Below are 21,209 nucleotides of genomic sequence, written 5' to 3'. Positions count from 1 at the left end.
CAGAGGGTCTTCGCCAGAATGGAAATCGCGTTAAAACACCAGGGCAGAGCCCAGGCTCCGGCACGCCGTACCTGGTTTGCCAAGGAAAACTGGGCCGCCATCATTACCTGGGCCGCTTTCAGTTATATTCAAATTACCGCCGTGATCCGAAGTGATGGTCTGGCGAGCTGGCAAACGGCAGTGATTGCGCTGAGTATGCTGCTGTTTATTGTACTGTTTTTAAAGTCACAGTCTGACTTAACACGCAGCCAGCAATGGTTACAACTAGGCTCGATGTGGCTGGTGCTGGCACTGAATGCAGCCTTGGTCAGCCATGGTTTTACCCCCGGCCTGGCGGTGCTGTGGGTGGCGCTACTGCCCTGGTTTGTGCCGGAACGTTGGTTGTACTGGATGGTGATTCCGGCGTTGGCACCGCATGCACTAGTGTCCTTACTGGACGACCCGGGGATCGGCGATTTTCTGATGCTGCTGACCTGCGGCACCTTTCAGTTTTTTGCGATTTTTGCGATGAGTAAAGCCCGCTCAGAATCATTGGCGCGTGAAGCACTGGCATTGACACATCAGCAGTTGTTGGACGCCCAGGGCAAACTGGCCGAACAAGCGGCTGATACCGAAAGATTACGTATCGCCCGCGATTTACATGATAGCTTAGGCCACCACCTGACTGCGTTGGTGATCCAGCTGCAGGTCGCTGAATATCAGGCCGATCAAGCCCATCAACCGCAGTTACAACACTGCCACCAGTTGGCAAAACAGCTGTTGCAGGATATCCGGCACAGTGTGTCGCAACTACGTGAACCGCAAAAACCACATCTGGCCAGCCAGTGTCGTGCCTTGGCGCAGAATTTCCCGCAGTTAAAACTGCAATGCCAAATCAGCGCCGATCTGGTGTTGGATCCTTTGTCGACCGCGCTGCTGTTTCGGGTTTGTCAGGAAGCACTGACCAATAGTATTCGTCATGCCGACGCCAGCGAAGCCACCGTTGAAGTATGGCGGCATCGTGCAACCATACATTTACGCTATCTGGACAATGGCCAATGTCCAATGTGGCCATTACAAGAAGGCAACGGTCTGCAAGGGATGCGCGAACGGATTGAAGAAGCCAGTGGCAAGTTATTGCTCAGCCGCCCACAGCACTCGCTACAGATTGACGTCGAATTAACGGAGGCCGTAGCATGATCCGCATCGCCGTGATTGACGATCAAACGCTGGTACGGCAGGGCATTGTCAGCTTGCTCAGCCTGGCCGCCGATTTAACCGTGGTGGCGCAAGCGGCCAATGGCGCCGGTATTGTTGAACTGATCCAACAACATCAGGTCGATGTGGTGCTGATGGATATTCAGATGCCGCAAGTCAGCGGTATCGACGCGCTGCATTTACTCAATCAGGCGCAAAGCAAAGTGCCGGTAATTATTCTGACCACTTTTGATGATAACGACCGCGTGTTGCAGGCGATGCAAGCCGGTGCCCGCGGTTATTTACTCAAAGACGTGGCGCTGGAACTACTGGTCGATGCCATTCATACCGTGCATCGTGGCGGCAGCTTGTTACAACCGGCCATTACCGATAAAATTCTGGCATCTTTTTTACAACGCAAAACTGATGAGCCTTCAGCCGAAGATCAACACGCCGAAGCCTTATCCGGCAAAGAGCTGGAAATTCTGCGGTTACTCGCCACCGGCTTTAGCAATCGCGAAATTGCCGCCGCGGTATTTAAATCCGAAGGCACGGTGAAAAACCAGGTGTCGGCGATTTTAGCCAAGCTTGGGGTGCGGGATCGGACCAAAGCAGTGTTAAAAGCCATCGACTTAGGTTTGCTGGGTTAATCCGGCAAAATCGTTGCACTGTTGCTGCCGGTGTATTGATCACTGAATGATATTAATTTCTAATGGAACCAACCATGCCACAACACCTTAGTCTGGTTAGCATCCTGGTCGACGATTACGATCAGGCAATTCAATTTTATACCCGAAAACTTGGGTTTGACCTCAAAGAAGATACACCACAAGGTGACAAACGTTGGGTGGTCGTGGCACCGCCAGGCAGTCATGAAAGTGCCATTTTACTCGCCAAAGCCAGTAAACCAGAGCAGCAAGCTCTTATCGGCGGCCAGGGCGCTGGTCGGGTTTGGTTATTTTTACAAACCGATGATTTCTGGAGCGATTATCAGCGGATGCTGGACGGCGGAGTACAATTTCTGGAGCAACCACGCGTCGAAAGTTACGCCACTGTGGTGGTTTTTCAGGATTTGTATGGCAATAAATGGGATCTGCTGCAGCGAACCTAATCACACAATCTTCACAAACAATACCCATACTGACATCACTTTGTCGTGAAATTGCCTACACTTGAACGGCGGCTGGTGGTTTTGCCAGCAAAAAACACGACATTTTCCGCGTTTTTACTCCGCGCCTTTACACACAGTCAGAAGGGATCTGCAATGCTACATCAAACCATATTATTGGAAGTCAGCCACTGTTTTGAATTTGACGCCGGTATTGTGTTTGATTGTTGGCTAGACGAACACCGCGCCGGCCGCTGGATGTTCGCCACCCCGACCGGTAAGTTGCAGCATATTGATATCGATGCCAGAGTCGGCGGTCGTTATCGCTTGATTGAACACCGCAATGGCGTTGATGTACTTCGGACCGGTGAATACCATGTCATCGACCGTCCCCAGCAACTGTTATTTAGTTTCAGCTCCGACAGCGATTCACCTGAGCCTGATCTGGTACGAATTGTCATCACGCCGATGCCCTTTGGCTGCGAACTGACGTTACGCCATCAAATGTGCGCGCAGTGGCAACCACATCAGCAAAGGATCATCGAAGGCTGGACCAATGTTTTGGTCGGATTGTCGGCGGAGCTCAATCGTAGTGGTGGTGCCAACAGTCTGGATTAGCCATTCACAAAGTTCAGGTTATAATCGCCAAACTTTACACGCCACGGATTCATTATGTACCGCTGCCCACTTTGTCAACTGTCGCTTCAAAGCTCGCCATCAGGCTACCAATGCCCCAACCGCCATCAGTTTGACCGCGCCAAAGAAGGTTATGTCAATTTGTTGCCGGTGCAGCAAAAAAAGTCGTTGGATCCGGGTGATAGCGCGGAGATGATCCAGGCCAGACGCAGTTTCCTGGAAGCAGGTTTTTATCAGCCGTTATCGGACGCGGTGAATAAAATGCTGGCCAGTGTGCTGCAACAGCAAACGGCGCCCAGCATACTGGATATTGGCTGTGGTGAAGGTTATTACAGCAACCGTTTACAGCATTTCATCCAACAGCAACAGCTTGCCGCTTTGCCCACTACAGATCCGGCACCAGCCGTCACTTTATGCGGCATCGATATTTCCAAAGCGGCGATTAAAGCCGCTGCTAAAAAATACCGGCAACTGCAGTTTGCGGTGGCAAGCAGCTACCACTTACCCTTTGCTGATCAAAGCTTTAGCGCGTTATTACGCATTTACGCGCCGTCACAAAGCAGTGAGCTTGCAAGAGTCTGTAAAGCCAGTGGCTGGCTGTGCACCGTCACCCCTGCCCCGCAGCATTTAATTGAATTAAAACAGAAAATCTATCAGGAACCACGGTTACACAGCGCAGAAATCGCTGAAGAAGCAGGTTTTAGTCATCAGCAGCGCCAGCAGTTAAGCTGGCACTGGCAACCTCAATCGCCGACTCAGCTCGAGCAACTGCTGCAAATGATCCCGTTGGGCTATCGGCTCACCGCGGAGGTGCGGCAGCATCTGATGCACGAACTGCCCGCCGTCACGCTGGATTTTTATCTGGATCTATATCAGCGCCAATAAGTATCAGCAGACGCAAAGCAGCAGTGCAGCCAGCCTTAAGGCGCTGGTTGCTCCCAATCCTCAGCCGACCACAACGCCAACTGGCTGTCTTCCAATTCTGGTAACTGCATCGGTACAAACCAAGGCGCGGTTTCATCCAACTCATCCGGCGAAAACAGCGGTTCCAGCTGCTGCGCTACTTTGCGTACTTTCTTTTTGCGTTTAGCCGGTGGTGTGACTTGGGGCTGGGTATCGAGCATGGTTGCCCAGAAATAACTGGAAAGCTCTGCCACCAGGTTACTTTGTGCATTCAATAACACCACTAACCCCAGGCCTTTTTCGCTGGAATAAGACAAATCGGTGCGATAACCCCGCACCAAACCACCGTGGTAATACAATTTATGTTTACCAAACTGATAAATGCGGGTTCCCAGACCATAATGCGCCGTCGTCACATAAGGGCCAAAAGTGCGGCCGGACAAATTATCGGACGTTTTCACCCGTGGTTTCTGAATATCCAAAAGCACGGCCGGTGATTGCACCCTTGGCTGATGACCAAGTTTAGCGATCAGCCACTTGCCCATATCCATCGCGCTGGCATTGACCCCAGCCGCCGGGTTCACCCGATAATAAGTCGGAACTACCTTGGCTTCGCCCCAACCACTGCGAATTTTCACATGTGGCATGGCACGGTTTTTACTGGCGAGGAATGCTGAATAACCCACAGATGCGTTGTGCATTTGCAGCGGTTTAAAAATACGTTGTTCAATCAGCCGCTCGTACGGCGTATTGGTGGTTTTGAGCAGCACAGTTTCAATCAGGCTGAACAACACATTTTGATAGCCATAACATTTGCCCGGCTGACAACGGGGGTTGATCTTAGCGAATCTGGGTAATATTTGCGCCTGCGTCATATTGGCTTCAATCAAATCATCAAACGCATTCGGGCTGACGCCGGCATTTTGCGCCAGCAGATGTTCAATTTTTAACTGAGCGGTCATATTGGGGCTGCGAAATTTAAAGCCCGGCACGTATTTGGTGACTTTGTCCTGCATGCTGAAACGGCCTTCATGCGCCACTTGCGCGGCCAATCCGCCAGCAAAGGTTTTTGACACCGATGCCAGCCGGAATACGGTATTGGCGTCAATTTTGGCTTTCGCATTGCGGGAACGTACCCCATAAGCGCCGACCCGGACAATTTTGTCATCTTTGACAATGACGTAGACGCCACCGGGGATTTTATTTTTTGCCATCTTCCGGCTGAATTCCTGATGGAATTCGTTGGCAAATTCATTGATGGATGGCGCAGCGGCAGCCGAAACCGACCACCACAACAGACTCGCCAGCATTGTTAATCTGAGCATATAACCTTCTGGGATCCCAGCATGGGTGGCAACGTCTTCGAATAGTGCAGCACAAGCCTGCTAAATCGACGTTGGAAGCTGGACCGGTGTTGTGTCATGTCACCGGATCAGCGATTGCCACTAACATCTGTGGGATCAATCTATTAATTAAATCGGCTTTTGCCGCCGCCGAAACCAATTCCGGCTGCCAGTCACCCGTGGCATAAGGTTGTAATGCCGGGCCTGCGCTATAACAAAAAGCCTGAAACCACTGGCCTTTTGCTTCGACCCGCACCCGCGTTTTGACATAATGCCCGGAGTCCAGATCTTCAAAAAAATCTAATTTTGCCACCGAAGCCGCATCAACATCTAACAACAACTGGCCAGTCTGACGATAACCAGCATCTTCCAGTAACACTGGCACCGGTGTATCCAACGGGCTTTTGGATAAACCAAACCGCCGATACCCCGTTAAGACCGCAGGCACCATTGTAAAATTCTGGCCGGTAATGGCGCTGACAATCTCAGGGAAGGTCAATAAACCGTAGACAAAAATATGCGTTGGTGCAGTTGGTTCGGCCATATCAAACTCCTTCAGCACTGTCGCGCCAAGTCAGAAACAGTCGCAAATCCAGTTCCAGTTGATGATACTGGGGTTCCATGTACTGGCACAATTGATAAAACGCTTTGTTGTGATCTTTTTCCCGCAAATGCGCCAGTTCATGCACCACCACCATCTGCAGTATTGGCAACGGCAGTTGTTTTAACAAGCTGGCGACACGGATTTCACTTTTACTTTTCAGTTTGCAGCCCTGCACCCGGCTGACCTGGGTGTGCGTTCCCAGTGCATTGTTGATGACATGAATTTTCGGATCAAACTGCACTTTGCTGATCGGGTCGCTGCTTTTCATAAACTGCTGTTTCAAATTCAGCGTCAACTCGTACAACGCCTTATCGGTCTGAATAGCATGTTGCTGCTCTGGATAGCGTTTTTGCAGGGTGCTGCCCAGTTTGCCCTGGAGCAATAACTGCGCAACTTGGTGCTGGATTGAGTCGGGGTACGAACGCAGGTAAATCAATTCTTGCATGGCGGAGCGGAATTCCAGGCTGGGATATAAATCAGCGCCTAGTTTACCGCTATCCGCCTCCTCACAACAGCAATACAACCGTATTACTGATTTTACGGTGCACAGTTGGGCGGTTGTTCGCTGCGCTGCAGTGCCAGAATTTGCCCTTCTGCGCCCGTCGTCACCTGCAGCCATTCACTTGCTTGTAGTTGTTGCCACTGCGGCTCCGTCCACTGGCGCTGCAGTTTAAATTCGGCCAGCCATTCGCTGGTCAGTTGTAACTGCATTTGCTGACAAATATCCAAATGCCAGCCGTCCTCATCACTGAACTGGCGCGACACAATCAGCTGCCGTTGGGTCTTATGGTTAGCGCTCGCCTGCAGGTAGTCCTGATATTTCTGCTGAAACAACGCCTGACGCTGGACGGTTGCTGCCGTGACTGCTGTCGGCAATCCGGCAGCTTCTTGCGTGGTCAGCTGATGCACCTGCACCGGATACACATCAAGTGTTTGGCTGATTTGATAATAGGTATGCTGCTGATGTAATAACTGCCAACCGACACCAAGCGCCACCACGGCGGTAAGCGCCTGAATATTCCGCCAGCTCAACAGCTGCAACATCCATGGTATCAACCGCTGCCAGCCTGATATTGGCTGGGAAGTTGCGGCAATCTGCGCAGTCAGCTGTTTTTTAACCGCCTCCGGCATCGCGTTTTGCTGCCGCGACTGCTGATACCATTGTTGCAGCTGTTGTTCCAGTTCTTCTTCCGAACGTTTCATGGTTTTTCCTCCATTAAACTGGCCAACATGGTTCTGGCATGGCGCAACCGGCTTTTGACGGTTTCAGCGTTACTGTTGGCAATCAGCGCGATTTCAGCCAATGAAAAACCTTCCAGCTGTAACAACAACGCTTCTTGCTGCAACAGCGGCAGTTGTTGGATCGCCAAATCAAGTTGCTGCTGTTGCTGCTGCGCTGCTAATTGTTGCTCGGCCGGATTGGCGTCCGTCGCTGGAAACAGTGTGGTTTCCGTTATTTCCGTTATTTCCGTCAAGCCCCAACGCTGCTGCTGGCGAAATTCGTCCAGCAGCGCGTTACGTGCCAGGGTAAACAGCCAGGTTTTAAAACTGCAGCCGCCTTGAAACTGGTCGCGTTGCTCCAGCAATTTCAGCCAGCTTTGTTGACTGATATCTGCCGCGAGTTCGGCGTTACTTTGCCGCAGTAAAAAGAAATACAGCGCATCTGCATGCAACGTAAACAGTTTTGCTAACAGCACCTGATCACCGGTTTGCTGATAGTCGGTCATCCACTGCTGGCTGTCTGCTTTGGTCAAGCCCAACCGGCCACTGATTTGTTTCCATCCCATCGACACCTCCGGCACCGCTTGTACAAAAGATACAATCAGTCACATCGCTTTGTGTTTCTATTCATCACACTGACACATCATTACTCTGAAGCATCCAGATTAAAATCCAGTTGCACTTGCAAGCCACTGCGCGCCGCTGCGGCACCATCCAGCGTTGATGGCTGATATTTCCAGCGTTTTAATGCCCGGATTGCTTCTTGCTCAAATACCCGCTGTGGCTGGGCTGCAATCACTTCAATATCAGTCACACTGCCGGTGGCGTCAACACTAAACCGCAGCTGCACCCAACCTTCGATGCCCTCTCTGGCGGCATTTACCGGATATTTAGGATTGATCCGCACTATCGGTGATGGTTCGCGGTCGGCAGGTTGCTGCAGCCCCGGTAACGCAGCGCTGGTGTTGATCTGGATTTCTGGTGTCGGCCCGCCGGTTGGAAACAATTCTCCGGACACAGGTTCAGACTGCACTGATATTTTTGGCGCCACTGTGACCATCGGTGGCGGCTGCAATTTTGGTTTGGTCTCGACCGGCCGCTCTGCTCGTGGTTCAGTCCAGCCAATATCAATGACGGTGCTGGTCGCGGCAGTTTGGTAGGATCCGGATGTCACTAAAGCTGTCATCAATTGAAACAGGGCCAAAGTTATCAGCATCGCAGCGCCAGCCGCTGCTGTAAAACGGGGTTGAAACATATTCAGGACGTTGCTTGCAGTTGTCATAGTACCGATCCTTTCTTTCAAGTAAGAGTCTGACCTTTGACGTCCGGGCAGGAAAAAAGGGGTAAAAATTTTTATAAAAATAGGATCGCAGTTTTTCACCTGCTGACATTTGTGATTGCAGGCCGGAGGAAGGCGCTTTAAGGTAATGGCATCATGAATCGCTCATTCTCAATAAGTTAGATTAAGGAATTCATTACATGACATCGAGTTTTAAACAGCTGTTGCAGACTGGCTGCATCACCAGTTTGCTGTTTTGCAGCAGCGCTATGGCAACCTCTTATCAGTTGTTTCTGGTGCGCCACGCCGAAAAAGCCGCCACCAAGCCAGATCCAGAGTTGTCAGCTTGTGGCCAACAGCAAGCCGCGGCGCTGGCAGCCTTGTTAAAAGACGTTGCACTGCCGCAGCTTTTTCATACGCCCTACCAACGAACGATGATGACCGCCAAAGCCTTGTCCCAACAAGATCGTAAACTCCAGCCTTATGATCCCGCCCAACTAGCGCAATTCGCAGCACAGCTCCAACAAAACCAGCAGTCGGCAGTGGTGGTTGGCCATAGCAACACCACGCCAGCGTTGGCAGCGTTGTTATCAGGTCAGCAAATTGCAGCGATGGCGGAAACCGAATACGGCATCATTTATCAGCTGGTGTTTTCCGACAAGCAGCTCATCACGCTGAATCGTCTGCAGTTACCGCCAGTGGCAGCTTGTGTTACTGCAACCCCCTGAATTGTTGGTTGCTTGTCAACGCTTCTCGAATCGTCCTCACAAGCACCTTTGACACAACCCTGCATTTTTGATCGCCCAGCAGCTTTCACTCAATCTGCCCTGCCATAAGTTCCGAAATCGGCTATGGTTGAATGGCAAGGTTGCTGTGCTCTGTTTGACAACGGCAATCATACATTCGGTAAATTCACGATGCTTTTGCCCGTGCCATTGCAGCACATTTATCTTCGAAAAAGAAACCGGACAATACCGAGGTGAGGATGAAAGGATTAACGATAAGCCAGCGTATAAATCTGAGTTTTGCGCTGATTGTGTTGATTATTGTGATTTCAGGTGCGCTGTTTTTTCAAAATGGCAACGACAATGAAGAGAACATCACCAACATCGAAAAATACGATATTGCTGGCAGTAATTTGGCCAGAGAATTAAGAATATCCATCACCGATCACTGGCTTCACACCATCGATGTGATGCACGAACGACAAGTGGCAGCCGCCGCTCAGTCCAATGCGGAACAAGCGAAGGTGCAGGAAATCATCCGGCTGGAACAGCACATCAAAGAGCTTTATACCGGCTATCAGGCGACCATTACACTGGATGAAGACCAGAACCAATACCGGATCTTGCAACAACAGCTCAACGACTATTTTAGTGCCAGTCAATCCTTTCTGAAGGGGATCAGCAGCAACCAGCCCGCGGATCTGCAATCTATCCTCGATGGACAACAAAAAGTCTGGATAACAAGCCGCGCCACTTTGGACCAAATGGTCCAACTCAATACCGGGAATTTTCAGCGTGCGGTGCTGCAACTACATAAAAATATCAGTCAGAACAAAACGACCGTCATTGTGTGTATTCTGCTGTCAGTGTTGCTGGCAACCGCTTGTGGCGCGCTATTGCGTCGATCCATCCTGACGCCGGTGAACACCATTCTGGCGGCGATGCAAAAAATTGGCGAAGGCAATTTATCCATCCAGTTGAAACAACAGCACAACGACGAATTTGGCTTGATCCTGCAAGGATTTAATCAAATGACCACCTCATTGCGCGATTTGGTGTATCAGACACAGAGTTCCGCAGTGCAATTGGTCACAGCGATTACCGAAATTGCCGCGACGTCAAAACAGCAACAAGCCACCGTGACTGAAACTGCCGCCACCACCACCGAAATTGGCGCCACCACCAAACAAATCGTCAGCACGTCAAAAGAATTGGTCAGCACCGTCAGTGAAGTGACCGATACCGCTGAATATACCGCCAGCCTGGCCGAAGCCAGCCAAAGCTCAGTCAAAGGGATGGACGAAGTGATGCGTCATCTGTCCGCTGCAGCGGAGCTGGTCAGTAACAAACTGGCGTTATTAAGTGAAAGAGCCAGTGGCATTAATCAGGTGACCATTACCATTGTGAAAGTGGCGGATCAAACCAACCTGCTGTCGCTCAATGCCGCGATTGAAGCAGAAAAAGCCGGCGAATATGGCAAAGGTTTTGCCGTGGTCGCCAATGAAATCAGACGGTTGGCGGATCAAACGGCCATCGCAACTTTTGACATTGAACAGATGGTCAGGGAAATTCAGTCTGCGGTTGCAGCCGGTGTGATGGGCATCGATAAGTTTGCCGAAGAAGTTCGCCGTGGCTCGGCCGATATGATCCAGGTTAGTGAACAGTTATCGCAAATCATTGAACATGTTCAAGATTTAGCACCAAGAATTCAGTTGGTGAATGAAGGAATGCAAACTCAGGCGATCAATGCGGAACAAATTGATCAGGCACTGAGTCAACTCAGTGATGCATCGTCGCAAACCGTGCAATCGCTGGTGCAAACCTCGAGCGCTATCGACAATATGAATGAAGTTGCCAACGGACTGCGACTTGGGGTCAACAGGTTTCAAGTGTAACTTATGCCACAACATAACCAGCTTCACGCCAAAAGCGCCACCAGTGATTTGTATTTGCTGTTTCAGATTGCTGCTGATTTTTATGCCATCCAGGCGGTGCAGGTGGATACGGTGCTGAGTGTCCAGCCGTTAAAACAGTTACCGGCCACACCGGACTGGCTCTGTGGGTTATTGTATTACCAAGGTCAGGTGGTGCCGGTGATCGATCTGTACCAGCGTTTGTTAGGCAGGCCTGCAGTCCACAAAGCCAGTACCAGACTGGTGCTGGTCAAGGTTCAGCATCAGCATCAGCATCAGCAAATCCTTGGTTTACTGCTGGAGAAAGTAAACCGATTTGTGCGGCTGCCGACAGCGGCCTGGACCTCAGCCAATGTCCAGGTCGCTGATCATCATTATCTGGCCGAAGTTCAGCAACATTCGTCCGGATTGATCCAACGGATCCAACTGGCTGCGTTATTACCAGACGACGTCCGGCTGTTGTTACAAAAAACGCAGGCGCAGCCGGATGAATGAATTGATCAGTCAGCTGTTGTATCAGAGGATCGGCTTCGATATTCAGTCGGTTGGCAGCAGTATGCTGGACCGCGTGGTGCAGCAGCAGATGCAGAAATTTCAATGTAGCGCCGAGCAGTATCTGCAAGGCGTACAACAGTCGACGGATCTGTGGCTGTCGCTGGTTGAAGCGATGATGGTGCCGGAAACCTGGTTTTACCGCTACCCGAAATCATTTGCGCTGATGGCTGAACTGGTCGCTGAACTGCTAAAAGAGCAACTGAAATCCGCAGATCCGGCAACCCCAATCCGGATCCTCAGCCTGCCCTGTTCATCGGGGGAAGAAGCGTATTCAATTGCGATCTACTTGCTGAACGCCGGTGTTGCGCCCCAACAATTTGTGATTGATGCCATCGATATTAATCGGCAGGTGCTGGAACAAGCTGCAATTGGACTGTATCGGGAGAATTCATTCCGGGAGACTGACACTGGTTTGCGCGACCGGTATTTCGACAGCAGCGCTAAAGGTTGTTATCAGTTAAAACCCGGGGTTCGCGCCCTCGTTCGCTTTAACTATGGCAATTTGTTTGCTGCCGGCGCATTAGGCAACACCAGCTACGACCTTATTTTTTGCCGCAACCTGTTGATTTACTTTGATACTGCCACCCAAATTAAAGCTGTCTCTTTATTACGCCAGGTGCTGAAATCGACCGGCTATTTATTTTCCGGCCCGGCAGAAGCAGGCGTATTTAGCCGGGCTGGCATGCAATCTTTGGCCAAAGCTGAGTGTTTTGCTTATGCCAATACCCAGCTGCCGCCAGCGCCAGCCAGCATCGCTAAAAAAAGTACTTTGCTTAACAACAAACCCTTGGGCAGCACCTTGGGCAGCAATAATTTAGCCAGCAAAAATGTAGCCAGTAAAAATATGCCGGGATCGGTAAAAACGGCAGCGGGGTCAACACTACCAAGGCAAGCCATCGCAGGAAAAAGCCAACGACCAGCGGTAAAAATCAACGACCCGACCAAAACAGTCGACAACCAGCAAGCAAAGGTTACAAATGCTGCAAATATGCTGGCAACAATAGAACAACTGGCCAATCAAGGATTTTTAGCCGAAGCATTGCAATGTTGCGCCGCCGGTTACGAGCAAGCCGGGCCTTCTGCGGAGTTGTTTTATTGGTGGGGATTGATCTATGACAGCAACCGCGACAGCGCGAACGCCGAAAAATATTACCGCAAGTCGCTGTATTATGATCCGTTGCACAGCAGAACCATCGCCCAGCTCAGCAGATTGCTCAAAGCCAAAGGTGACGTGGCGGCGGCAGCCTTAATTGAACAACGTCTGGCAACGAGTGGAGGTTAACCATGGCCCCTGACAGCCCGACAAATTTGCCCCAGGAACCCTTGATCACCTGCTGGAAGTCGGTTGGTATTTTTGGCGATCGCAGTTGCGAAAAACTGGCGACCGTTGTGCATTGCCGCAATTGTGATGTCTATGCCGATGCGGCATCACAGCTGCGCGATCAATTTGCGCCTACCGACAGCACCGCCTTGTTGAGCGATACCACGGCCTTGAGCGCAACAAACGAGGCGCAAACAGAGACCACGGCAACTCAACAATGGTTGCTGTTCCGGCTTAATCAACAATGGTTTGGCATTGCCAGTGCCGTGTTACAAGAAATTACCCAGCCGCAAAAAGTCCGCGCTGTGCCACATCGATTAAATAAAGCTTTGTTGGGGGTCTGCAATGTACGTGGTTTGCTGGTGCCCTGTATTTCGTTGCACCGGCTGTTGGGCATCACCGCTGCGCAAAACACCAGCTGGCCGCGCATGTTGATCGTGCAGCATAAATCGGCGGCTTTGGTGTTACCGGTTGATCAGATCCATGGCTTGGTCCGGCTGCCCCAGCCACCCACTGAGCCGGTACAGCTTAAATCTGGTTCTACTTTAGGAAAAATAACTTTGACGGTCGTCCAGTGGCAAGGGTTCAATCTGACGTTGCTGGATGCGGATCTGTTACATCAGGCGCTGTTAAAGGAACTGAAATGACCGAAGACCAATTGCAGAACGCCTCACTGCTCGAATTATTTTTACTGGAAGCGCAGTCACAAACCCAGGCGCTGGATCTGGGGTTAATTCAGCTACTGCAACAGCCGGAGGATAAGCAGCAACTTGAAGCCTGCATGCGGGCCGCGCACTCATTAAAAGGCGCTGCCCGGCTGGTAGGCGTCCACCAGGCCGTTGATCTTGCCCATGTGATGGAAGAACTGCTGGTTGAAGCAATGCGCGGCCAGCGTCAATTATTGCCACTGCATATCCAATTGTTGATGCAAGCTTCGGCCATGTTATTAGCGATCGCCAATGGCCAGCCGGTACCGGAACTTGCTGAACTGGTGGCGGCAATAGCCCGGCAATACGCTGTCGGGCAGCCTTTATTGTCAACAGCAGCAACGGCGTCAACGGCATCAAAGGCACCGGCAGCTGAAATGGCTTCACCGCCACAACCGCAGCCAGCCAGCGCCGCTTTGCCGCCAACACCAGTCGCAGCGCCGCCTTTGCCGCATTCCGACAAGGAAAGCACCGAACATCGCAATCACACCTTGCGGGTGAATGCCGAGCGCTTAGATTTATTGCTGGATTTAGCCAGCCGTGCATTGGTGGTTAGTAAAAATTCGCAGAAGTTCTCGACTGATCTGATCAGAGTCAAAAAGACCCAGCTCCATGGTCGAAAACTGCTGGAGTCATTACGTGAAATGCTGATGGAATATCAGCTACCTGACCATGTATTTCACAATCTGACCGAGCTCACCAAAGTACTGCAAACGACCCAAAACCAAATTCAGCATAGTATTCAGCAATATGAACACATGAGCTGGGATGCCATGTTACTGAACCAGCAAATGTATGACACCGCCTTGTCCTGCCGGATGCGGCCTTTTGCTGACTTACTGACCGGTAAAGCCAGGCTGGTTTATGAACTCGCCACACAACTGGATAAACAAGTGCAATTTTTGGTTGAAGGTCACCACACAGCAGTGGATCGGAATATTCTGGAACGACTGGAAGCGCCGCTCGTGCATTTGCTGCGCAATGCAGTGGACCATGGCATCGAGTCCACAGCGCAACGCCTACAGGCGGGTAAACCGGCACCAGCTACATTGCAACTGACGGCCCGCCATGCCGCCGGCTTTTTGCAGATTGAACTGAGTGATGACGGTAATGGCATTGATCTCGAAAACATCAAAAACCGCATTCTGGCGAAACAGCTGTCGACCGCCGAAGCCGTCCGCACCATGGATGAACAAGAGCTGCTGGCCTTTTTGTTTTTACCTGATTTTAGTCTGGCGCGACAAGTCAGTGCCCTTTCCGGCCGCGGAGTTGGTTTAGATGTGGTGCAGCACGAGATCACGCAACTCGGCGGCCAGATTGCGCTAAAAAACCGACCTGGGCAAGGTTGTACCTTTCAGTTAAAACTACCGGTCACGGTCTCGGTCGTGCGTTGTGTCATTTTCGAAGTCGGCACCGAAATGTACGCCATGCCATTACACCGGATTGAACAGATGCTGCGCCTGCCAAAAGAGCAGCTGGTGATTGTCGAAGGTCGGCCGCATTTCTGGTGGAATGGTGACGCCATCAGTATTTTATTGTTATCCCAGTTGCTTGGCCTGAAAGAAGGTCAACCGGATCCACTGGGGATGGGCGTGATGCTGTTTCAGGATCGAGACCAAAAAATAGCATTGTCGATTGAACGGTTCATCGGCGAGCAAAGTCTGGTGGTGCTGCCGATGGACTCCAGATTGGGTCATTTATCAGCAGTGGCTGCTGGCGCAATTTTGTCTGACGGCACCCCGGTGCTCATTCTGGATACCGATGACTTGTTAACCACGGCTCATACTTTACTCAAACAAGGCCAGATTGGTCACCTGACAGACCATAGCTCGGCCGTTGCGGTTAAAAAAGTGCTGGTGGTGGATGACTCGTTAACAGTGCGGGAGCTTGAACGTAAGCTGCTGACCGGTAAAGGTTATCAGGTCACCGTTGCCGTTGATGGCCTGGAAGGCTGGTCAATGCTGCGCTCAGGCGCCTTTGATTTATTGGTGACTGACATCGATATGCCACGGATGAATGGCATTGAATTGGTCAAATTGGTGCGGGCCGACGCCAGGCTGTATAACCTGCCGGTGATTATTGTCTCCTACAAAGATCGGGCCGAGGATCAACAATTGGGCTTGGATGCCGGGGCAGATTATTATCTGGCAAAATCAAGCTTTCATGACGAATCATTATATGAAGCCGTGCACAGACTAATAGGAGCATCCGGTTTATGAAGCTTGGCATTATCGGCGCCGTTGAATCGACCGCCTTGCTCAAGGCGCTGCAAACAAAACATCAGCTCTGCTGGGTGGTTGCCGATCCGGCGCAAGCCTTGTTACAGCAAAAAAAAATGCCGGTCGATTTGCTGCTGGTTGAAATACAACCGCTGTTTTTAACCGAATCCATTGTGCTGCTGCGCCAGAGTTTTCATTGCCCACTGGTGCTGTTTTCCACCGATGGCACCGACCATACCCAACTGGTATTTAAAGCTTTTGGCTTGGGTGCCAATGATTACATCGCCCTGAATGAACAAACCACCGCCGAACTGCTGTTACGTAAAATTCAGCAGCAACTGCTACTGCTGAAACCGGCAACCACCCCAAAAATCCGCCAGGTAGCCGCTGACAAGCAGCTCACCGTCGTCGCGATTGGCGCTTCAACCGGCGGTCCGGCGTCCCTCAATGAATTGATCAAAGCCCTGCCAGCGGATTTTCCAGCAGCTATAGTGATAGTTCAGCACTTGGATGGTAAGTTCAGCTCAGGGATGGCCAGCTGGCTCGGGCAAGAGGCATCAATGAAGGTACAGTTAGCAACCGCCGGCGAACTGCTGAAATCCGGCACTGTTTATCTGGCAGCTGCCGATCAACATCTGCATTTATCAGCACAAGGCGAGTTTTACTATTCCGACACGCCATCACCTAGCCTGTTTAAACCTTCAATTGACGTGTTCTTTGAGAGTCTGGTGTGCAACTGGTCTGGCACTGCCATCGGCATTTTGTTAACCGGCATGGGATTTGATGGCGCCACCGGCTTAAAAAAAATGAAAGATAAAGGCTGGTTTACCATTGCGCAAGACCAGGCCAGCAGCGCTGTTTATGGGATGCCCAAAGCGGCCGTGCATTTAAATGCGGTGACTGAAGTATTACCCCTTGATCGCATCGCTGAGCGACTGATCAAATTGTGCTGATATTTGATTAACTTAAGAAGGATTCAATTTTGCCAACGGATCACTTATCCCCACCCTCTTTTCTCGACTATAGCCAGAATGCCATGGTCCTGTTAATTGATGATCAGGCGTTGGTCGGCGAAGTTATTCGCCGGATCTTGCTGCCGGAAGAAGGCATCGATTTTCACTTTTGTTCCGATCCGGACAAGGCACTGGACGCAGCACTGACCATCAAGCCAACAGTGATTTTGCAGGATCTGATTATGCCAGGCGTGGATGGTCTGGATTTGGTAAAACAGTATCGTGCACATGACAGCTTGCGCGAGATCCCGATTATTGTGTTGTCGGCCAAAGACGACGCCAAAGTCAAAAGTATGGCGTTTGAAATGGGCGCCAATGACTATCTGGTGAAATTACCGGATGCACTGGAATTGGTCGCGCGGATCAAATATCACTCCAAAGCTTATATCGCCCTGCGCCAACGGGATGAAATCAACCGGGCGCTCAGAAACAGTCAACAACAGTTGCAGGCCAGTAATCTGGCGCTGGAACGATTGATGCGCTCCGACAGCCTGACAGGTTTATCAAACCGGCGCCATTTTGATGAACATCTGGAAATTGAATGGAAAAAAGCCATCAGAGATCAGTTGCCACTGTCGCTGCTGATGATCGATGTCGACTTTTTTAAAGTCTTTAATGATACTTTTGGTCATGTTGAAGGTGACTGGGCGCTGCAAAAAGTGGCGAAAGTCATTCAGCACAGTAGTACCAGGCCTGGCGATCTGGCCGCCCGGTATGGCGGGGAAGAGTTTTGTCTGGTGTTGCCAAACACCGCACTGGATGGCGCTTGTTTTCTGGCCGAAAAAATCAGGTTAGGTGTTGAAGCTTTAACCATTCAACACGTCACACCGACCAGCGGCGCTGTGGTCACAGTATCGATTGGTATTGCATCGATGATCCCAGTCAATCAGATCGAACCGGTGCAGGTGGTAAAAATGGCAGATCAGGCTTTATATGCGGCAAAGCAGGCCGGCAGAAACCGGCATTGTACCCTTACCGCAGAAGAGTATCAGACCGGAATTGGTGTGAAGTAATTTTTACCATCGCAGTCGACAGCCGCTGTCGCTCACATGACTGCAATACCCCTTGCTTCCTGCTGCATTAAGATGAAAAAGCCCTCCGAAGAGGGCTTAGATTCTAATCATTGTTGGTTTTAACCAAGGCTGCTTAGAAGTTGTAACGAACTGTCAAATCCACACTGCGTGGTGTTTGGAAGTCGGTTGGTGTTTTGAAGTTCAGGTTCTGACGAGTAACGGCACGATCGTAATCACCTGTTTCATTGTATTTCACCACTTCCTGCGTATTAAACAAGTTGTAGACAGTGGCTTGTAACGTCAGCTTATTATCAGCCCATTCCGGGATGTAGCTAACCGACATACCAACGTCTTTGGTCCATGGTGTACGGCCTTCCTGACCACGGGTGGTCGGTTGGCTGACGCCTTGGGCATTCATGCAATAAAATGCGGAAGGACCATAGTTGTTCAAGCCCGCCGCATCGACCCCCAAACCACTTAATGGTACATAACCGTTACAGTTCACCGGACGGCCTGAAGCGATATTCAGGTTGGCCGATACCATAATTTCATCCGTCACATCATAACCACCGTAAATTTTCAGGGTATGGCGACGATCGTTTGGCAGATAACCATCAGTATTGGTCTGGAACCGCTCGTGGTCGAAGTCCTGAGTTAAACCAGCATCATTTTGTTCCAGCGTCGAGTTGACGTAACCTTCAATGTTACCTTCACTTTTCGCTAAGGTATAAGAAGCGTTCAGATACCAGCCATCTTGTTTATCACGGCTGACGCTGAATTCCAGTGCATTGTAAGTACGGTCATACTCTGGCAATTTCATATAGCTGTTAGGAATAACCGACTCCACCAGGTTACCGTCGCCATTGACATCTACCATCAGCTTAAAATCACGACCTGGGTTCATAATGATACAACCGGCCATGCTATGGTAATCAAAGTTGTCATAACCCTGATCTTCAGCCCAGTCGATAAACGGTTGGTGCGAACAGTAGTCGTCCATCCCGTCCTGAACTTTCCGGGTGACAAACTTCACACCACCGCTCCAGGCGTCGATTAAATCGGTTTGGTAACCAAGAATTAATTCATCCTGGTGCATTGGTTTTAAGTCGGTCACAGCGATGGTACCAGGATTGGCGGCGACCCGCGGCGCTGCCGTAAAGGAGCCAATTTCAGTGCCTAACTTCACTGGCGCACCGGTTTTCGGATCCATCTGACCATCAAACAGCCAATAACGGGTGTCAAACCACTCCAGACCCGCAGCACGAATGTTGGTATTTGCCGGTACCGGAATATAATAACGGCCTACAGTACCGTACACTTTTTGACTGGAATCGCCATTGACATCCCACGAGAAGCCTAAGCGTGGTGCCACGTTGTTTTTCGCTTCGACAAACTTCTCGCCGCTGGCGTTGGTATTGCTGAAACCTTCTGAACGTAAACCGCCGTAGAGCATCACATTGTCAGTGATCTGCCAGCTATCTTCGATATAAAAAGCTTCTTGTTCTACTTCATATTCAGCAGAACCAGAACCGGCATCCCAGGTCCGGACAAACTCAGTGCCTGGCGTTAAGCGCACACCATTGACTGTTGAACCCGAAGCGCCCACCCGGTAATAGCGGTAGTAATAGTTATTGTGGCCAACGCCGGTATACACGGTACCCGCTTTCCCTGAAGTCCAGGTATCCAAATCCAGACCGGCACGGATGGTATGGTCACCTAAACGATATTCAGCATCTAACCGATAGGCCAAACGTTCATCGGTATCCGGACCAAAAGTGGTATCACGAAGAGTCGCCTGTTGTTGGTTCCAGCAACCTTTGTAATCCAAGGACGGGTTGGTCCGGCCGTCCCACACCCGTGGACATTCCCAACCGTCTAAACGGTCTGGTGTGGTATAAATTTCGTTTTTAATCGAGCCAACAGTGGCCGAGATATTAAATTCGTCAGTGATAATACCGGTATATTTACCGATGAGAATATTACCACCCTTATGGAAAATCCGGTCGTTGGTCACTGTACCGTGATAACCGGTATGTGATTCGTTGACAGGTTTAATGTAGTCGATCCGATTTTCTTCAGTTTTATTACGTAAACCAGTAAATTCAACGATGTGATGCTCATTGATATTCCAGTCAATTTTCAACAACGCTATGGGTGAATCCATAGTTTCATTAAAGGTATTGCGGCCGCTGTTACCATTGTCATAATCGTTTTCTTCGTTATCATTCGCTTCGATCATCCCGTAGATAAACAACGTATCTTCGATCAGCGGACCACCACCTTGTACCACTAGTGAGCGGTTGTCGCGATCGTCCGACGAACGGAAGGTCTGATAAGCTTTAACCGCAGGGTCATAAGAATATGAATCTTTAGCTGACGCGCGCAATGATTTTGGCTTCAGATAAAGTGAACTACCAAATTCCCAGTTATTCGTACCTTTTTTACTAACAACGTTAACTACACCGCCCAAAGAACGGCCATATTCAGCACCATAACCACCGGTTTTGACCTGTTGCTGGGCAATCGCATCAAATGGCAGGGCAGCAAATTCCGTCAATGTACGGGTGTTGGTAATATCAAAACCGTTCAGGTAATAACCGTTTTCAGCAACGGACGCGCCACCAAATGACGCCAGATTACCAAAACCAGAATCACCGGCAACAGTACCAGGAGCTAACAATGCAACAGCGGTCAGGTTACGGCCAACCGGTAACATTTCCAGCTGATCAGCAGTAAATACAGTGGTCGATTCCACCGAAGTGACGTCGATTGCCGAAATACGGTTACCAGTCACGGTAATGACTTCAGTACTGCCATCATCAAAAGAAACAGCTGAACCGGTACCGATAGCAACGGTGATATCGCGGGTCTGACCATCGCTGGTCACTTTGTATTTACCGGTCGGCAAAGTAGCAAAACGGTAACGACCGCTGCTGTCAACAGTCACCTGACGTGTCAGGCCGGTATCAGCACTGACCACGGTTACCGTCGAGCCGGCTTTCGCCTGACCATAAACCGAACCTGAAGAGTTGTCGGCAAAAGCTGGGGTAGCAAAACAAAAGCCAACCGCCAGCGCAATGGCGGAGAGCTTTACTGGAAGATTCTTGTGCATATTGATTCCTGGATTTTTTAGTTGCTTTTATGTCTCATCAATCTGACTTTGTTTCTGTCTCGCCGCAAAGTTCCGATCAATGGCCTTATTGTTACACCACGGTGAATTACGCTAAAAAACACCGACCGTGCACGAAACATACAGTTACACAAAACCACAGCAGATCACAAAATATTTCCTATCCCATATTGGAATAGGATATAAAAAATTTTCGTTTTTTTGTTATAACCAAAAAAATTCATCCAAAAAAAATATTCATAAGCATGAAAAATATAGATTAAATGCGAAAAGGCGCGGGAAACAGCGATACAGGCAGATGTCATCAACAGAAAAATCGAAACCAATCGAAAGATATCAAGGT

The 21,209-nt window shown here is 50.3% G+C and carries 20 protein-coding genes; 13 read left to right on the top strand and 7 right to left on the bottom strand.

The window, feature by feature from the left end; translation table 11 throughout:
• The first annotated feature begins 18 nt into the window (after window positions 1-18).
• The 5 genes from EOE67_RS05985 to rlmA all read left to right on the top strand — a co-directional run bounded on the left by EOE67_RS05985 (window position 19) and on the right by rlmA (window position 3,805).
• Entirely contained in the window at window positions 19-1,179 is a 1,161-nt protein-coding gene (locus EOE67_RS05985; protein WP_164852230.1) for a sensor histidine kinase, read from the top strand.
• Window positions 1,176-1,826, top strand: a complete 651-nt coding sequence (locus EOE67_RS05980) for a response regulator (protein ID WP_127698127.1) — start codon at window positions 1,176-1,178, stop codon at window positions 1,824-1,826. Before EOE67_RS05985 ends, EOE67_RS05980 begins: the two co-directional genes overlap by 4 nt.
• Before the next feature lie 74 nt (window positions 1,827-1,900).
• Window positions 1,901-2,287, top strand: a complete 387-nt coding sequence (locus tag EOE67_RS05975; protein WP_127698126.1) for a VOC family protein — start codon at window positions 1,901-1,903, stop codon at window positions 2,285-2,287.
• A 153-nt stretch (window positions 2,288-2,440) separates the two neighbouring features.
• Window positions 2,441-2,902 carry an SRPBCC family protein gene (locus EOE67_RS05970; protein ID WP_127698125.1) on the top strand — a complete coding sequence of 154 codons (462 nt, stop codon included), beginning with the start codon at window positions 2,441-2,443 and terminating at the stop codon, window positions 2,900-2,902.
• 54 nt (window positions 2,903-2,956) lie between these two features.
• Window positions 2,957-3,805, top strand: a complete 849-nt coding sequence (rlmA, locus tag EOE67_RS05965; RefSeq protein ID WP_127698124.1) for a 23S rRNA (guanine(745)-N(1))-methyltransferase — start codon at window positions 2,957-2,959, stop codon at window positions 3,803-3,805.
• 35 nt (window positions 3,806-3,840) lie between these two features.
• On the opposite strand, the gene EOE67_RS05960 is transcribed toward rlmA, so the two are convergent.
• From EOE67_RS05960 to EOE67_RS05935, 6 genes are all read right to left on the bottom strand, one after another.
• Window positions 3,841-5,148 carry a serine hydrolase domain-containing protein gene (locus EOE67_RS05960; protein WP_127698123.1) on the bottom strand — a complete coding sequence of 436 codons (1,308 nt, stop codon included), beginning with the start codon at window positions 5,146-5,148 and terminating at the stop codon, window positions 3,841-3,843.
• A gap of 94 nt (window positions 5,149-5,242) precedes the next feature.
• Window positions 5,243-5,710 carry a gamma-glutamylcyclotransferase family protein gene (locus tag EOE67_RS05955; protein ID WP_127698122.1) on the bottom strand — a complete coding sequence of 156 codons (468 nt, stop codon included), beginning with the start codon at window positions 5,708-5,710 and terminating at the stop codon, window positions 5,243-5,245.
• Between the two features lies 1 nt (window position 5,711).
• Complete coding sequence (locus tag EOE67_RS05950; RefSeq protein ID WP_127698121.1) at window positions 5,712-6,215, bottom strand: YgjP-like metallopeptidase domain-containing protein; 504 nt, start codon at window positions 6,213-6,215, stop codon at window positions 5,712-5,714.
• 92 nt (window positions 6,216-6,307) lie between these two features.
• A complete protein-coding gene (locus tag EOE67_RS05945) occupies window positions 6,308-6,973 on the bottom strand; it encodes a hypothetical protein (protein ID WP_127698120.1) in 666 nt (221 codons plus the stop codon).
• Window positions 6,970-7,557: an RNA polymerase sigma factor gene (locus EOE67_RS05940; protein ID WP_127698119.1), complete on the bottom strand. Its 588-nt coding sequence runs from the start codon at window positions 7,555-7,557 to the stop codon at window positions 6,970-6,972. Before EOE67_RS05940 ends, EOE67_RS05945 begins: the two co-directional genes overlap by 4 nt.
• Window positions 7,558-7,637: 80 nt before the next feature.
• On the bottom strand, window positions 7,638-8,273 hold the full coding sequence (locus EOE67_RS05935) for an energy transducer TonB (RefSeq protein WP_206099457.1): 636 nt from the start codon (window positions 8,271-8,273) through the stop codon (window positions 7,638-7,640).
• 197 nt (window positions 8,274-8,470) lie between these two features.
• Here EOE67_RS05935 and EOE67_RS05930 point away from each other — a divergent pair, with 197 nt between their 5' ends.
• From EOE67_RS05930 to EOE67_RS05895, 8 genes are all read left to right on the top strand, one after another.
• On the top strand, window positions 8,471-8,998 hold the full coding sequence (locus tag EOE67_RS05930; protein ID WP_127698118.1) for a histidine phosphatase family protein: 528 nt from the start codon (window positions 8,471-8,473) through the stop codon (window positions 8,996-8,998).
• A gap of 257 nt (window positions 8,999-9,255) precedes the next feature.
• Complete coding sequence (locus EOE67_RS05925) at window positions 9,256-10,890, top strand: methyl-accepting chemotaxis protein (RefSeq protein WP_127698117.1); 1,635 nt, start codon at window positions 9,256-9,258, stop codon at window positions 10,888-10,890.
• 3 nt (window positions 10,891-10,893) lie between these two features.
• Entirely contained in the window at window positions 10,894-11,403 is a 510-nt protein-coding gene (locus tag EOE67_RS05920) for a chemotaxis protein CheW (protein ID WP_127698116.1), read from the top strand.
• Window positions 11,396-12,745 (top strand): CheR family methyltransferase, encoded by a 1,350-nt coding sequence (locus EOE67_RS05915; RefSeq protein WP_127698115.1) that lies wholly within the window; start codon window positions 11,396-11,398, stop codon window positions 12,743-12,745. The genes EOE67_RS05920 and EOE67_RS05915 overlap by 8 nt, the downstream gene beginning before the upstream one ends.
• 2 nt (window positions 12,746-12,747) lie before the next feature.
• A complete protein-coding gene (locus EOE67_RS05910; RefSeq protein ID WP_127698114.1) occupies window positions 12,748-13,431 on the top strand; it encodes a chemotaxis protein CheW in 684 nt (227 codons plus the stop codon).
• Window positions 13,428-15,710 (top strand): hybrid sensor histidine kinase/response regulator, encoded by a 2,283-nt coding sequence (locus tag EOE67_RS05905; RefSeq protein WP_127698113.1) that lies wholly within the window; start codon window positions 13,428-13,430, stop codon window positions 15,708-15,710. Before EOE67_RS05910 ends, EOE67_RS05905 begins: the two co-directional genes overlap by 4 nt.
• On the top strand, window positions 15,707-16,663 hold the full coding sequence (locus EOE67_RS05900; protein ID WP_127698112.1) for a chemotaxis protein CheB: 957 nt from the start codon (window positions 15,707-15,709) through the stop codon (window positions 16,661-16,663). The genes EOE67_RS05905 and EOE67_RS05900 overlap by 4 nt, the downstream gene beginning before the upstream one ends.
• Window positions 16,664-16,746: 83 nt before the next feature.
• Complete coding sequence (locus tag EOE67_RS05895; protein ID WP_127698111.1) at window positions 16,747-17,736, top strand: diguanylate cyclase; 990 nt, start codon at window positions 16,747-16,749, stop codon at window positions 17,734-17,736.
• A 133-nt stretch (window positions 17,737-17,869) separates the two neighbouring features.
• Here the strand turns inward: EOE67_RS05895 and EOE67_RS05890 are convergent, their stop codons facing one another.
• A complete protein-coding gene (locus EOE67_RS05890) occupies window positions 17,870-20,848 on the bottom strand; it encodes a TonB-dependent receptor (RefSeq protein WP_127698110.1) in 2,979 nt (992 codons plus the stop codon).
• Between the last annotated feature and the right edge of the window lie 361 nt (window positions 20,849-21,209).

Source organism: Rheinheimera riviphila, assembly GCF_004005945.1.
Classification (GTDB): Bacteria; Pseudomonadota; Gammaproteobacteria; order Enterobacterales; family Alteromonadaceae; genus Pararheinheimera; species Pararheinheimera riviphila.
This window is presented reverse-complemented; position numbering and strand designations above follow the sequence as displayed.

Bases quoted from the DNA above. Each gene is read 5' to 3' on its own strand.
- EOE67_RS05920 (WP_127698116.1), top strand. From the start codon at position 10,894: ATGCCACAACATAACCAGCTTCACGCCAAAAGCGCCACCAGTGATTTG.
- EOE67_RS05940 (WP_127698119.1), bottom strand. From the start codon at position 7,557: ATGGGATGGAAACAAATCAGTGGCCGGTTGGGCTTGACCAAAGCAGAC.
- EOE67_RS05890 (WP_127698110.1), bottom strand. From the start codon at position 20,848: ATGCACAAGAATCTTCCAGTAAAGCTCTCCGCCATTGCGCTGGCGGTT.
- EOE67_RS05950 (WP_127698121.1), bottom strand. From the start codon at position 6,215: ATGCAAGAATTGATTTACCTGCGTTCGTACCCCGACTCAATCCAGCAC.
- EOE67_RS05925 (WP_127698117.1), top strand. From the start codon at position 9,256: ATGAAAGGATTAACGATAAGCCAGCGTATAAATCTGAGTTTTGCGCTG.
- EOE67_RS05905 (WP_127698113.1), top strand. From the start codon at position 13,428: ATGACCGAAGACCAATTGCAGAACGCCTCACTGCTCGAATTATTTTTA.
- EOE67_RS05970 (WP_127698125.1), top strand. From the start codon at position 2,441: ATGCTACATCAAACCATATTATTGGAAGTCAGCCACTGTTTTGAATTT.
- EOE67_RS05955 (WP_127698122.1), bottom strand. From the start codon at position 5,710: ATGGCCGAACCAACTGCACCAACGCATATTTTTGTCTACGGTTTATTG.
- EOE67_RS05975 (WP_127698126.1), top strand. From the start codon at position 1,901: ATGCCACAACACCTTAGTCTGGTTAGCATCCTGGTCGACGATTACGAT.
- EOE67_RS05945 (WP_127698120.1), bottom strand. From the start codon at position 6,973: ATGAAACGTTCGGAAGAAGAACTGGAACAACAGCTGCAACAATGGTAT.
- EOE67_RS05915 (WP_127698115.1), top strand. From the start codon at position 11,396: ATGAATGAATTGATCAGTCAGCTGTTGTATCAGAGGATCGGCTTCGAT.
- EOE67_RS05980 (WP_127698127.1), top strand. From the start codon at position 1,176: ATGATCCGCATCGCCGTGATTGACGATCAAACGCTGGTACGGCAGGGC.
- EOE67_RS05930 (WP_127698118.1), top strand. From the start codon at position 8,471: ATGACATCGAGTTTTAAACAGCTGTTGCAGACTGGCTGCATCACCAGT.
- rlmA (WP_127698124.1), top strand. From the start codon at position 2,957: ATGTACCGCTGCCCACTTTGTCAACTGTCGCTTCAAAGCTCGCCATCA.
- EOE67_RS05960 (WP_127698123.1), bottom strand. From the start codon at position 5,148: ATGCTCAGATTAACAATGCTGGCGAGTCTGTTGTGGTGGTCGGTTTCG.
- EOE67_RS05985 (WP_164852230.1), top strand. From the start codon at position 19: ATGGAAATCGCGTTAAAACACCAGGGCAGAGCCCAGGCTCCGGCACGC.
- EOE67_RS05935 (WP_206099457.1), bottom strand. From the start codon at position 8,273: ATGACAACTGCAAGCAACGTCCTGAATATGTTTCAACCCCGTTTTACA.
- EOE67_RS05900 (WP_127698112.1), top strand. From the start codon at position 15,707: ATGAAGCTTGGCATTATCGGCGCCGTTGAATCGACCGCCTTGCTCAAG.
- EOE67_RS05910 (WP_127698114.1), top strand. From the start codon at position 12,748: ATGGCCCCTGACAGCCCGACAAATTTGCCCCAGGAACCCTTGATCACC.
- EOE67_RS05895 (WP_127698111.1), top strand. From the start codon at position 16,747: ATGGTCCTGTTAATTGATGATCAGGCGTTGGTCGGCGAAGTTATTCGC.